This is a genomic window from Kribbella sp. NPDC002412 (genome assembly GCF_053592935.1).
Map to the genome: position 1 here is coordinate 122,005 of NZ_JBSFBL010000019.1, position 12,869 is coordinate 134,873.

At 69.5% G+C, this 12,869-nt stretch carries 10 protein-coding genes and 1 pseudogene; 7 read left to right on the plus strand and 4 right to left on the minus strand.

Annotated elements, in window-relative coordinates; genetic code table 11:
- Positions 1-2: 2 nt before the first annotated feature.
- Positions 3-1,277: an O-antigen ligase family protein gene (locus ACWCOV_RS17760; RefSeq protein ID WP_449830346.1), complete on the plus strand. Its 1,275-nt coding sequence runs from the start codon at positions 3-5 to the stop codon at positions 1,275-1,277.
- Here ACWCOV_RS17760 and ACWCOV_RS17765 read toward each other — a convergent pair.
- Together ACWCOV_RS17765 and uxaC are read right to left on the minus strand one after the other, a co-directional pair.
- On the minus strand, positions 1,274-2,800 hold the full coding sequence (locus ACWCOV_RS17765; protein WP_449830347.1) for a right-handed parallel beta-helix repeat-containing protein: 1,527 nt from the start codon (positions 2,798-2,800) through the stop codon (positions 1,274-1,276). The genes ACWCOV_RS17760 and ACWCOV_RS17765 overlap by 4 nt on opposite strands.
- A 70-nt stretch (positions 2,801-2,870) precedes the next feature.
- Positions 2,871-4,277, minus strand: a complete 1,407-nt coding sequence (gene uxaC / locus ACWCOV_RS17770; RefSeq protein ID WP_449830348.1) for a glucuronate isomerase — start codon at positions 4,275-4,277, stop codon at positions 2,871-2,873.
- A gap of 181 nt (positions 4,278-4,458) precedes the next feature.
- Between uxaC and ACWCOV_RS17775 the strand changes: the two genes are divergently transcribed.
- The 6 genes from ACWCOV_RS17775 (at position 4,459) to ACWCOV_RS17800 (ending at position 10,895) form a co-directional block, all read left to right on the plus strand.
- Complete coding sequence (locus tag ACWCOV_RS17775) at positions 4,459-5,454, plus strand: LacI family DNA-binding transcriptional regulator (protein WP_449830349.1); 996 nt, start codon at positions 4,459-4,461, stop codon at positions 5,452-5,454.
- A gap of 61 nt (positions 5,455-5,515) precedes the next feature.
- Positions 5,516-6,739, plus strand: a complete 1,224-nt coding sequence (locus ACWCOV_RS17780; RefSeq protein ID WP_449830350.1) for an ABC transporter substrate-binding protein — start codon at positions 5,516-5,518, stop codon at positions 6,737-6,739.
- Complete coding sequence (locus ACWCOV_RS17785) at positions 6,736-7,782, plus strand: ABC transporter ATP-binding protein (RefSeq protein WP_449830351.1); 1,047 nt, start codon at positions 6,736-6,738, stop codon at positions 7,780-7,782. Before ACWCOV_RS17780 ends, ACWCOV_RS17785 begins: the two co-directional genes overlap by 4 nt.
- Entirely contained in the window at positions 7,779-8,663 is an 885-nt protein-coding gene (locus ACWCOV_RS17790) for an ABC transporter permease (RefSeq protein ID WP_449830352.1), read from the plus strand. Before ACWCOV_RS17785 ends, ACWCOV_RS17790 begins: the two co-directional genes overlap by 4 nt.
- Positions 8,660-9,499, plus strand: a complete 840-nt coding sequence (locus ACWCOV_RS17795; RefSeq protein ID WP_449830353.1) for an ABC transporter permease — start codon at positions 8,660-8,662, stop codon at positions 9,497-9,499. The genes ACWCOV_RS17790 and ACWCOV_RS17795 overlap by 4 nt, the downstream gene beginning before the upstream one ends.
- 13 nt (positions 9,500-9,512) lie before the next feature.
- The gene (locus ACWCOV_RS17800; protein WP_449830354.1) at positions 9,513-10,895 is read left to right on the plus strand and encodes a mannitol dehydrogenase family protein; all 1,383 of its coding nucleotides are present in this window, start codon (positions 9,513-9,515) and stop codon (positions 10,893-10,895) included.
- Here ACWCOV_RS17800 and ACWCOV_RS17805 read toward each other — a convergent pair.
- Together ACWCOV_RS17805 and ACWCOV_RS17810 are read right to left on the minus strand one after the other, a co-directional pair.
- Positions 10,870-12,441, minus strand: a complete 1,572-nt coding sequence (locus ACWCOV_RS17805; protein ID WP_449830355.1) for a right-handed parallel beta-helix repeat-containing protein — start codon at positions 12,439-12,441, stop codon at positions 10,870-10,872. The genes ACWCOV_RS17800 and ACWCOV_RS17805 overlap by 26 nt on opposite strands.
- Before the next feature lie 127 nt (positions 12,442-12,568).
- A pseudogene (locus tag ACWCOV_RS17810) lies at positions 12,569-12,869 on the minus strand (right-handed parallel beta-helix repeat-containing protein); the annotation flags it as partial.

The window sequence follows — 12,869 nt, forward strand, 5'->3', positions numbered from 1 at the left end:
CTGTGTCGACGTACCAGCTGGCTCGGCCGGTGCCGGGGACCGTCGAGGAGGTCCAGAAGCCGGCCTGGTTCTGGCTGATGCTGTGGTGCCTGTTCGTGCTCGGCGTCCAGCCGTGGTCGTCGCGGGTGGCCGCGCCGCAGGGCACGACCGGGTCGACGAACAGCATGATGAAGGGCCTGCTGCTGGGGGCGATCTTCCTGATCGCGCTGGCGGCGACCAAGCCCGGGTTCCGGACCCGGGTCAATCCGACCGCCAGTCTCTACGTGCTGTACGTGATGTTCGCGACCGCGACCGCGTTCCTGCTGGCCGAGCCGACCGGGCCGCTGATGCGGCTGGCCCGGTTCCTGATCGGGCTGGTGCTGGTCTTCCTGCTCTGGCGACCGCTGGTGCAGGTCCCGGAGCGGCTGATCCGGGCTCATCTGTGGGCGCACCTGTTGCTCGCGGCAACGGTGGTGCTGAGTCTTGCGTACGCGCCCAGTCAGGCCTGGCGGCCGTTGAGCTCGCTCGGGACCGGGTACCGCCTGCAAGGGGTCATCATTCCGATGCTGCCGCCGCGGGTCGGCGAGGTCGGGGCGATCCTGCTCGGGCTGGCGCTGATCGGGTTCATCTGCAAGAAGCTGTCGTTCGTGCCCGCCGCCGGGCTGATCGGGATGGGCGTCGTCCTGGTCGCGGCGAGCCGGACCCGGACCTCGGCGGCGGCGATCGCCTTCGGACTGGTGCTCGCGCTGATCCTGACCAGGAAGACGTGGTTCGGGCGGTTCGTCAGTTTGGCGGTGCCGGCGCTGGTCGGGATCGCGTTCCTGACGATCGGGTCACTGCATACCTGGCTGCTGCGTGGGCAGGGGACGCAGCAGATCAGCTCACTCAGCGGCCGGACCACCAGTTGGCAGGCGGTGCTGGACGAGAAGGTGTCGCTGCAGACGGCGATCATCGGCCACGGCCTCGGCAACAAACGGGTGCTGCTGCGACGCGGTGAGGGCGACATCGACGTGATGGCGATCGACAACAGCTGGCTCGGCCTCTACTGGGAGACCGGCCTGGCCGCGGTCACGATCGTCGCGATCGCGCTGATCGTCGCCTGGGTCGCGGTCCTGCGCGCCCCCACGCCGTACGTCAAGGCCTGCGGCGCCCTGCTGCTCGGCTACATCACCGCCGCCTCCCTCAACGAGAGCGGCCTGTCCGACCTCAGCTCGATGACCCTCCACCTGCTGGTGGCCGCCGCTGTCTGCGACGCCGACCGAATACGGCACCGAGCCAGACAGCAGGCCGCCGGTTAGGTAGTGACCGAGTCCTGGTCGAAGCCGGCTTGTTGCCATTCGGGCCAGGTCATGGTTCTGCCTTGGTACGCGAAGCGGTTGCCGGTGAGCTGGTAGCTGTTGCGGCGGAAGGTGACGGCGCCGGGTTTGGTGGGGGAGCGCTTGTTCTCCACGACGCCGGTGCTGGCGGTGGCGTTGTCCATCACGACCAGGTTGCCCTCGATCACGACGTCGGCCAGGACGTAGGTGCCGCGCGGGCCGTCGCCGCGGGTGCGGGACTGGATGGAGATGCCGTTGCGGTTGCTCTTCACCAGGTTGCCGCGGACCTGCACGCCGGCCGAGGTGTTCACGTTGATCCCGCCGCCGTCCCACAGGCTCCCGCCGGAGCCCCGGCCGGTGCCGAACCCGTTGCCCTCGACCACGTTCTGGTCGATCACCGCCTGGTAGCTGATCTCGTACCGGATCCCGTCCGCGGCGTTGTCCCGGATCCGGTTCCCGGTGATCCGCCGGTCGTACTCGGCGATGTCGCTCCACATCCCGATCCCGCGGTTGGCCACGATGTCGTTCCCGGACACCTCACCCGACGACCGGGTCGACTTGATCCCGCCGGACTCCCAGTCGGCGATCCAGAACCCGTCGGTGTTGTTCCGGGTGACCAGGTTCCTGGTGATCCGGACGCCGGCCGACTTGTACTGCCCGATCCCGAGCTGGCCGTTGTCGGCGACCGTGTTCCCGGCCAGCTCGGCCCGGTCGCCTTCGATCACCATGATCCCGACCGCGTGGTTCCAGCGGACCTCGTTCGCGGTGACCTTCCAGCCCGGGCCGACCTGGAGCGCCCCACCCTGCGGCCGGCTCGCGAAGTGCTCGATAGTCAGCCCGGTGACGGTCACGTTCTTCGCCGACTTCTCGATCGCGGTCGGCGTCCGCGACATCTCGACCGCACGGCCGTCCGGGTCCTCGGCGACGAACACGGCGTTGCTCGAGTAGTCGCCGTAGAACGTCCCCGGCTTCAACTTGTCCAGACTCATCACCCGGGTCAGGTGCTTGCCGTCGACAAACACCTGCTCCCCACGCTGGCAGGGCTTGGTCTTGTTGTCCTCGCACTGCCCTTTGAGCTCGTACGGCGCCGGCAGCACCCCACGCACCACCCACCGGTCGCCGTCCCGCTTCCACCCGTCCAGCCGCACCGATCCGGACAGTACGACGCCCGGACCGCCACCCAACGTGTCACCAGCGCGCGGGCGAATCGCCCGGCTGATCCGGTGCACACCCTTGGCGAAGCAGAACGTCGTCCCGGCCGGCTGCCCGTCGATCACCTGCTGCGGATCCGCTCCGACCGGAATCGCAGTACCTCGGCAGGGCGTCGCCGTACCTGGGCCGGTCGGCCCGAGCGCCGCGGCGGCCGCGGCCGGGGGAGCGGTCGGCACCGTCACGGTCGGCGTCGCGGCTGAGGTGGTCGGCGAGGGTGCGCCCGAGTCATCCGAGCAGCCGGCCAGCAACAACAGCAGCACGGCACCACCGGCCGTGACAGCACGACGCCTCATCCAAGTTCCTTCACAGCTGCACCCGGCGAACAGATCTGCTGGAGACTACCGGCAGGAGGGGCGACGGACGTCAGCCGAGGTACGTGTCCCGGGCGAGGTTGTAGGCGAGGTCCTGCGCGACGCGGAAGGCGTCGTCCTCGTCCAGGCGGTGCTGGACGACCAGGTTGGCCAGGTAGCCCGCGTCGATCCGGCGAGCCAGGTCGTGGCGCGCCGGGATGGACAGGAAGGCCCGCGTGTCGTCGACGAAGCCGGACGTGTTGTAGAAACCGGCCGTCTCGGTGACCAGCTCGCGGAACCGCCGCATCCCGTCCGGGCTGTCGAGGAACCACCACGGCGCCCCGAGCCGGACCGCGGAGTACACGCCGGCCAACGGCGCCAGCTCCCGCGAGTACACCGTCTCGTCGACCGTGAACAGCACCATCCGGAAGCCCGACGCATGCCCGAACCGCTCGAGCAACGGCTGCAGCGACCGGGTGAACTCGGCCGCCACCGGGATGTCGTGCCCCTTGTCCGGCCCGTACGTCGAGTGGATCGCCGGATCGTGGTCCCGCAGCACGCCGGGGTGCAGCTGCATCACGAGGCCGTCCTCGGCCGACATCACCGCCGACTGGTACAGCATGTGCCCGGCGAACGCGCTCGCGTCCACCGCCGAGACCTCGCCCTTCAACGCGGCAGCGTAGATCCGCGCGGCCTCGTCGTCCGCCAGCGGAATCGCGGCCGCACTGAGATGGCCGTGGTCGGTCGCCCGCGCACCCGCCTCCACAAACACCTGTCGACGCTGACGGATCGCCTCCAGATAACCGGCGTACGTCGAGGTGTCGACGTCGGCCAGCGCACCCAGCTGCTGGATCAGGTCAGGCCAGCCCGGCCGGTCCAGGTGGACGACCGCGTCCGGCCGGAAGGTCGGGATCACCCGGCCGGGCAGATCCGCGGCCACCTTCGCGTGCTGGGCCAGGTCGTCCGTGGCGGCGTCGGTCGTGGAGATCAGCTCGATCGCGAACCGGTCGAGCAGCGCCCGCGGCCGGAAGTCGGGCTCGGCGAGCCGCGCGGAAATCTGGTCGTACAGCTCGTCGGCGGTCTCGGCCGACGGGTGCGTGCTGACGCCGAGGACCTCGGCGAACTCGTGCTCCAGCCAGTACCGGCTCGGGGTGGCCAGGAACAGGTGCCAGTTCGCGCAGAACTCGCGCCAGATCTCCCGCGGGTCCGCGGCCGGGGCGCCGTCGCGGCGGGGGAGGCCGAGCCGCTCGGGGGAGATGCCCTGCGAGATCAGCATCCGGGTGACGTAGTGGTCCGGGACCACCAGCAGCTCGGCCGGGTTCCCGAACGAGGCGTCGGTGGCGAACAGCGAGATGTCGACGTGCCCGTGCAGGCACAGCAGCGGCAGGTCCTTCGTCGACGCGTGGATCCGCCGGGCGATGTCGCGTGCCTCGCCGGCGGGCAGTGCGCGGTCCGGATGAGGCTGCAGTGCCTTCGGCATGGGTCCTCCGTGAGGGGTCTGGCTGCAACGGATGCTGCAAAGGATTGCAGTCGGCCCGGACCTGACACAAGTCCTTGTCCACAAGGAGAATTCGCGGCAGGCCAAAAGTCCTTCATCGAAACCTTGACACGCCGCTGAAACCGATTGCAGACTCAGGCACTGACCCCGGGAGGAGGCGACCATGCCTGCGACGATCCGTGACGTTGCGCGGCTGGCAGGCGTGTCGCCGTCCACCGTGTCCCGTGCGCTGTCGATGCCGGAGATGGTCAACGCCGCCACCCGGGCCCGGGTCGCGGCCGCGGTCGAGCAGCTCGGCTACCAGCCGAACCGGGCGGCGCGCGGCCTGATCACCGGGCGGACCGGCAACATCGGCCTGGTCGTGCCCGACCTGGCCAACCCGTTCTTCGCCAGCGTCGCCAAGGGCGTCCAGGCCCGCGCCCGGCGGTACGACGTGGCCGTCTTCGTCGCGGACACCGACGAGGACGCGGCGGCCGAGGTCGGTCTGGTCCGCGCGCTGGCCAAGCAGGTCGACGGCCTGATCCTGTGCTCACCCCGGGCGGGCGACGCCGACCTGTCCGCGATCGCCCAGGAGACGAACGTCGTACTGGTCAACCGCACGGCCGAGGGTGTGCCCGGTGTCATCTACGACAACGAGGGCGGTATGCAGCAGGCCGTCGCGCACCTGGTCGCTCTCGGCCATCGCCGGATCGCCTGGGTCGGCGGACCGGTCACCTCGTGGTCGACGCAGCATCGCAGCATCGGCCTGAGCAACGCCCTCTACGCCCACGGCGCCGAGCTGGCCCGGGTCGGCAGCTTCGCACCGACGTACGAGGGCGGTATCGCGGCGGCCGACCAGGCTGTCGCCACCGGCGCCACCGCGGTGGTCGCCTACAACGACCTGGTCGCGATCGGGCTGCTGGCCCGGTTGCACGCCCGCGGGATCTCGGTGCCCGGCGACCTCAGCGTGGTCGGCATCGACGACATCGCGATGTCCCGGATGGCCAGGCCTTCGCTGACCACGGTCCGGCTGCCGAAGCAGGAGGCAGGCCGGATCGCGGTCGAGCTACTGCTGGCCGTCCTCGACGACCCGGACCCCGACACCGCCGTCGGCACCCGCGGGACGCTGCACGGCGAGCTCATCGTCCGGGAGTCCACCGGTCCCGCACCCCACGCCTGATCCGACGATCAATCCCGGCCGCCGTGCCGGGACCGCCCTTGATCCAGAGGAGACACCCCCGATGCCCATGCAGCGGAGAATCGGCCATCGCAAGCTCGTCGCGGCCCTCGCCGGCATCGCCGTACTGGCCGCCTGTGGCGCACCGACCACCAACCAGCCCGCCGCCGAGAGCACCGGCGACGTCCCGGACAAGCCGTCGAAGGCGGTGACGCTGAACATCCTCGACGTGGCCGGCAACCTGCAGCTGACCCAGGGCATGATCGACGAGTTCGTCCAGCAGCACTCCGACGTGGTCTCGAAGGTCACCTACTCGAAGGCGCCCGCGCCCGAGCTGGCCGGCAAGATCAAGGCCCAGCAGAACGCGAACCGGGTCGACATCGACCTCGTCCTGACCGGCGTCGACGGCCTGGCCGCCGGTCGCGACCAGGGCCTGTGGACGGACCTGCTGCCCAAGTACGCCGACCGCGTCGCCGGCATGAAGGACTACCTCCCGCCCGCGCAGAGGATGCAGGAGCTGGCCGGCAACAGCGGCGTCACCGTCACCTACTACCCGTCCGGCCCGCTGCTGGAGTTCCTGCCGGCCAAGGTGCCGTCGCCACCCAAGACGGCCGAGGACCTACTCGCCTACGCGAAGGCCAACAAGGGCAAGGTCATGTACGCGCGCCCGTCGAACTCCGGCCCCGGCCGCACGTTCCTGATGGGCCTGCCGTACATCCTCGGCGACAAGGACCCGAAGGACCCGGTCAACGGCTGGGACAAGACCTGGGCCTACCTCAAGGAGCTCAACCAGTACGTCGACTTCTACCCGTCCGGCACCGCTGACACCATGAAGGCGCTGGCCAACGGCTCCGCGAACATCATCGCCAGCACAACGGGCTGGGACATCAACCCGCGCGTGCTCGGGACCGTGCCGAAGGAAGCCGCGATCGGCACCCTGGAAGGCTTCCACTGGGTCACCGACGCGCACTACGCCGTCGTGCCGAAGGGTGTGTCGACGGACAAGCAGGCCGCGATCCTGCAGCTGCTGAACTTCATGCTCACTCCGCAGCAGCAGGCGAAGGCCTACGACAAGGGCTACTTCTACCCGGGCCCGGCGATCAAGGGTGTCGACCTGTCGCAGGCGCCGCAGGACAGCCAGGACGCGATCTCGGAGTTCGGCCGGCCGGAGTACGACAAGCTGATCGCCGACCACCCGACGGAGGTGCCGCTGGACGCGAAGAGCCTGGTCGCGGCCTTCGACAAGTGGGACCGCGAGGTGGGCGGCAGCAAGGTGAAGAAGTCGTGACCGAGTTCAACTCGTTGCGGCTGGAGGGCGTCGGCCGCCGGTTCGGTACGGCGGACGCCCTCGCCGGACTGGATCTGACGATCGAGCGGGGCGAGTTCATCGCGCTGCTCGGCCCGTCCGGTTGCGGCAAGTCGACCGCGCTGAACTGCCTGGCCGGGCTGCTGCCACTCACCACCGGCAGCATCTGGCAGGACGACAAGCGGATCGACACGCTGCCGCCGGAGAAGCGCGGCTTCGGCATGGTCTTCCAGAACTACGCGCTCTTCCCGCACCTGACCGTCCGCGACAACATCGCCTTCGGCCTGCGGATGCAGCGCCTGCCCAAGGACGACGTACGCCGCCGCACGACCGCGGCGATCGAGATGGTCCGGCTCGAGGAGCACGCCTCGAAGCTGCCCGGCCAGTTGTCCGGCGGTCAGCAGCAACGGGTCGCGATCGCCCGGGCGACCGTGCTCGAGCCGTCGCTGGTGCTGATGGACGAGCCGCTCAGCAACCTGGACGCCAAGCTCCGCCTGGAGATGCGCACCGAGATCCGCCGTCTGCACCAGTCGCTCGGCCTGACCACGGTGTACGTCACGCACGACCAAGAGGAGGCGCTGAGCATGGCCGACCGCCTGGTCGTCATGCGGGCCGGGCGGGTGCAGCAGATCGGCACCCCGGAGGAGGTCCACACCAAGCCGTCCAGCTGGCACGTCGCCGACTTCATGGGCTACCGCAACCTGCTGACCGTGAAGGTCAAGGACGTGACCGGCGCCGACGCCGCGATCGAGCTCGGCGGCACACCGATCACCGGCGCGGCTCAGGCGACCGTCGCGGCCGGGGACGAGGTGATCGCGGCCGTGCGCCCGGAAGACGTGAAGCTCGGCGACGAAGGTGTGAAGGGGCTCGTCGAGGTGGTCGAATACCAAGGCCGTGAGCGTGCGTTGGAGGTGGTGCTGGACGACGGTGTGCGGCTGCACGTCCGCACCGAGCGGAAGGTCGACACGGGTGAGCAGGTGGCGCTCACCGTCACAGCCGGCCGACTCCTGGTCTACCCGTCATGAGCGCGACCACGAGCTGGCAGCACCGGCTGGCCGAGCGCGGTGTCGACCGCAAGCTCTGGTTGTTGCTGCCGGCCACGATCTTTGTGCTGCTGCTGTTCGTGTACCCGTTCCTCTACGGGCTGAGCCTGTCGTTCCAGCCGCTGAACGGCGGCGGCGTGCTGACCAACTACCAGAAGTTCTTCGGTGACGCTTACCAGCGCGACACCATCATGACCACCCTGAAGATCGCACTGCCCGCCGCGCTGCTGAACGTGCTGGCCGCCGTGCCGATCGCGTTCCGGATGCGGGGCCGGTTCCGCGGGAAGCGGCTGCTCACGACGCTGCTCGTCATACCGATCACGCTCGGGACCGTGCTGACGGCGCAGGGGTTGCTGAACTACCTCGGTCCGACGGGGTGGTTCAACCGGGTGCTGACGTCGTTGCACCTCATCGACGACCCGATCCGGCTGACGAACAACTACTGGGGTGTGTTCTTCTCGCTGATCATCACCGGGTTCCCGTTCGCGTTCCTGCTGGTGCTGTCGTACCTCAGCGGGATCGACCCGACCCTCGAGCGGGCGGCCGCGACCCTCGGCGCGTCCCGGTCGCAGCGGTTCCGCCGCATCACGCTGCCGCTGCTGGCACCGGGGCTGGCCACGACGTTCCTGCTGACGTTCGTGCTTGCGTTCTCGGTCTTCCCGTCGGCGGTGCTGGTCGGCAACCCGGCCGGCTCGACCCGGGTGATCTCGCTGGCCGCGTACCAGGCGGCGTACGAGCAGTACGACTACGCCTACGCGTCGGCGATCGCGATGATCATGGGCGCGGTCGAGCTCGTCGTCGTGGTGATCGTGCTGCTCTGGCGGTCGCGGCTGTACACCGGATCGACGGGAGGCAAGGGATGAGCAGCCGGGCGATCAAGGCGACACCGACTGCATGGTTCATCTGGGCCGCGGTCATCTTCTTCTTCGTCAACCTGGCCGGCGTGGTCGGGTCGGTGCTGGTCAGCTCGTTCGGCAAGCGCTGGTTCGACACCTGGATCCCGGACGGCTTCACCAGCCAGTGGTACGGCGATGCGTGGCGTGAGTTCGGCCTGTTGCAGGTCATCTCGGTGACCCTGCTGGCGTCGGGTCTCGTCGTCGTACTGTCGGTCCTCGTGGGGGCGCCCGCGGCGTATGTGCTGGCGCGGCAGAGTTTTCCGGGGAAACGGCTGGTCTACCTGACCTTCCTGCTGCCGATCCTGATGCCGCCGATCACCTACGGCATCCCGCTCGCGACGGTGCTCTACAAGTTCGGGTTCGCCGGCCACCTGTCCGGGGTGGTGCTGGCCAACCTGGTGCCGTCGGTGCCGTTCGTGATCCTGACCATGACGCCGTTCATCGAGCAGGTGGACCCGCGGATCGAGAGCGCGGCCCGGATGCTCGGCGCGAACACCCGGGCGATCTTCCTGAAGATCCTCGCGCCGCTGCTCGTGCCGGGCCTGCTGGCGTCGGCGATCCTGGTGCTGGTCCGGACGGTCGGCATGTTCGAGCTGACCTTCCTGACCGCCGGGCCGGACTCGCAGACGCTGGTGGTGGCGCTCTACTACTCGATGTCGGCGGCCGGGATCCGTGCCCAGCAGTCGGTCGACGCGATGGCTGTCATGTACACGGCGATGATGCTGGTACTGCTGGTGGTGGCCCTGCGTTTCGTGAACCCCACCCAGCTCGTGGCCCGAGTGAAGGAAGAACCATCGGAATGAAGGAGTACGTCGCTTGAGCAGGCTGAGTCTCACCAACCTCCCCGTCGCCCCCGCGGTCGATCCGCGGCAACTGTCGGTCGGCATCGTCCACCTCGGGCTGGGCGCGTTCCACCGCGCGCACCAGGCGGTGGTCACCGAGCGCGCCGCCGTGGCCGGCGGGGACACCCGGTGGGGGATCACCGGGGTGAGCCAGCGCTCGGCGAACGTCCGCGACCAGCTCGCCCCCCAGGACGGTCTGTACGCCGTCCTCGAGCGCGGACTCGGCGATCCGTCGGTCCAGGTGATCGGCAGCATCCGCGAGGTGCTGACGGTCCCCGAGGACCCGGAGGCCGTGGTCGCGCGGATCGCCGATCCGGCGGTGTCCGTGGTGACGCTGACGGTTACCGAGAAGGGCTACCGGGCCGCCGGGTCCGGGCTCGACCTGACCGACCCGGAGATCCAGGCCGACCTGACCGGGCGGCCGCCGCGGACCGTCGTCGGCCAGCTGGCCGCCGGGATCGCCCGCCGGGTCGAACCGCTGACGATCGTGTCCTGCGACAACCTGGTCGCCAACGGCCCGTTCCTGCGCAAGCTCGTGCAGGAGTACTTCGAGGCGCTCGGCAAGGTGCCGGAACTGTTCGAGGCGACCCGGTTCCCGGCCAGCATGGTGGACCGGATCGTACCGGCGACCACCGACGCGGACCGCGACGAGGCCGCCCGGCTGCTCGGCGTCCGCGACGAGGCCGTCGTGGTCGCGGAACCGTTCCTGCAGTGGGTGATCGAGGACGACTTCGCCGGTGACCGTCCGGCCTGGGAGCTCGGGGGAGCGGTCCTCACCCAGGACGTCGCGCCGTGGGAGCAGGCCAAGCTCCGGATGCTCAACGCGACCCACTCGATGCTCGCCTACCTCGGCGCCCTCCGCGGCTACGAGACGATTGCCGAGGCGGTCCGCGACGACGAGCTCTCCGGCTTCGCCCGGGCGCTGATGACCGAGGACGTCGTACCGACCCTGACGCCGCCCGACGGCCTCGACCTGACCGCGTACGGCGCCACCGTCCTCGAGCGGTTCGCCAACCCGGCGCTGAAGCACCGGACGACGCAGGTCGCCATGGACGGGTCGGTCAAGCTGCCGGTCCGGATGCTCGGCACGGTTCGCGACCGCCTGGCCGCAGGCGCCGAGCCGCGGGTGATCTCGCTCGCCGTCGCGGCCTGGATGGTCTACGTTCTGAAGACCCCGGCCGTGGACGACCCGCAGGCCGACCGGCTGAAGGCAGCCGTCGCGGGCAAGTCCGAACCGGCCGCCGTGGTCGGCGCGCTGCTCGGCGTGGACTCCGTGTTCACGCCGGAGCTGCGCGACTCATCCGTCTTCCGGGACCTGCTGGTCGAGCACGTCAGCGCACTACTTTCCCGACCCTGAACGTGCTGCCTGCGTCCTGGCCGGTCTGCCGCCACTCGGCCGCCGTGTACCACTGGCCGGTCCTCTGGAACCGCTCGGCGGTCAGGCTGTCCAGGACGTAGGTGTTGGCCTTCAGCGTGACTTCGCCGGTCGGGATCACGGCGCCGGAGTTCTGCACCATGCCGGTCGCGGTGGTGCCGCCCTTCATCGTCACCTGATTGCCGGAGACAACGATGTCGCGGAGCACGTTCAGGCCCCACGGGCCGGAGCCGCGGGTGCGGGACTGGATCGAGATGCCGTTCACGTTGTTCGCGACCACGTTGTCGCGGACCTGGACGTTCGAGGACGTGTTGACGTTGATGCCGCCGCCGTCCCACAGCGACGTCCCGGACCCGCGCCCGGTGCCGAGGCCGTTGCCGGTGATCACGTTGTCCTCGATCACGCCGTTGCGGCCGATCTCGTAGCGGATCCCGTCGGCGGCGTTGTCGACGATCTGGTTCGCGTTGAACGTGCGGCCGTCGTCGTACGCGTCACTCCACAGGCCGACCCCGCGGTTGGCCTTGATCAGGTTGCCGGTCACCCAGCCGCCGTTCGACCAGGTGGTCTTGATCCCGCCGGACTCCCAGTCGGCGATCCAGAACCCGTCGGTGTTGTTGTAGCTCACCTCGTTGTTCGCGATCGTGCCGCGCAGCGTGCTGTACTGCCCGATGCCGAGCTGGCCGTTGTGGTGGATCAGGTTCTTCTCCAGTACGGCGCCGTCGGCGTTCACCAGCATCGCGCCGACCGCGTGGTTCCAGCGGATGTCGTTGGCGTACACCTTCCAGCCCAGCCCGAGCTGGATCGCGCCGCCCTGCGGCGGGGTGGCGAAGTGCTCGATGGTCAGCCCGCGCACGGTCACGTTGCCCGCGCTGGACTGGATCGCCCGCTCGGTCTTCGACATCTCCACCGCGCGCCCGGCCGGGTTGTCGCCGACGTACACCGCGTTCGCCGCGTAGTCCGCGTAGAAGGTGCCCGGGGCAACCTTGTCGCGAGCGGCCGCCCGGGTCAGGTGTTTCCCGTCCAGGAAGACCTGCTCACGCAGATAGCAGATGTTCGCGACGTTGTCCTCGCACTGCCCGGTCTGCCCGTACGCCGGCGGCAGCACACCGGTGGTCACCCAGTCGCCGTTCGACGCGGTCCACTTGGTCAACCGGATCGACCCGGTCAGTACGGCGCCTTGGTCGCTGGCCAGCACCTGGTCGGCCTTCGGGCGGATGGTCTGCGTGATCCGGTGCAGACCCGCGGCGAAGCAGAACGTCGTACCGTTCGGCGCCTCGTCGACGAGCTTGGCCGCGTCCTGGCCGGGCTTGATCGTGACTCCGCTGCAAGCGGGCGCCTGGGACGGGCCGGCGGGCAGGGCCGAGGACGTGGGCGGGACGGGTTGCGTCGGCTCGTCGTCCGGGAGCAGGCCGGTGATCAGGTCCGGCTGGTCGTCGTCCAGGACCGGAGAGCCCTGGGCCGGCAGCGCCCCGGCCAGGGCAATGGTGCCTGCTGCAACGATCGCGAGAACGCAAGTAGGTGTCTTCACTACGGAGCCTCCGGGGGCACAGGTGGGTCCTGAGCGCACCCCCCATGGCGCGGCTTCGCACAGCAGACTACTACTTCAGGTAGTCACGTCAATACATTCCGGTACAAAAAGTTGCCGGGGGCCCCGGTCAGTTGGCCAGGAAGCTGCCGACCGTGTCCAGGCCGGCCTGCTTCCAGCCCGCCGCGGTCAGCTTGGCGCCGAACTTGGCGAACCGCTGCGCGCCGAGCGCGTCCAGCACGTACTTGTTGCCGCTGAAAACCACCTCGCCGGCCGGGACCTGGGCGCCGGAGTTCTGCACCATGCCGGTGGCCTGGGTGCCGCCGGTCATCTCGATGGTGTTCCCGGTGACCTTGATGTCGCGCAGCAGGTAGGTGCCCCACGGCCCGCTGCCGCGGGTGCGGGACTGGATGGTGACGCCGTTGACGTTG

Bases quoted from the DNA above. Each gene is read 5' to 3' on its own strand.
- ACWCOV_RS17765 (WP_449830347.1), bottom strand. From the start codon at position 2,800: ATGAGGCGTCGTGCTGTCACGGCCGGTGGTGCCGTGCTGCTGTTGTTG.
- uxaC (WP_449830348.1), bottom strand. From the start codon at position 4,277: ATGCCGAAGGCACTGCAGCCTCATCCGGACCGCGCACTGCCCGCCGGC.
- ACWCOV_RS17775 (WP_449830349.1), top strand. From the start codon at position 4,459: ATGCCTGCGACGATCCGTGACGTTGCGCGGCTGGCAGGCGTGTCGCCG.
- ACWCOV_RS17780 (WP_449830350.1), top strand. From the start codon at position 5,516: ATGCCCATGCAGCGGAGAATCGGCCATCGCAAGCTCGTCGCGGCCCTC.
- ACWCOV_RS17790 (WP_449830352.1), top strand. From the start codon at position 7,779: ATGAGCGCGACCACGAGCTGGCAGCACCGGCTGGCCGAGCGCGGTGTC.
- ACWCOV_RS17795 (WP_449830353.1), top strand. From the start codon at position 8,660: ATGAGCAGCCGGGCGATCAAGGCGACACCGACTGCATGGTTCATCTGG.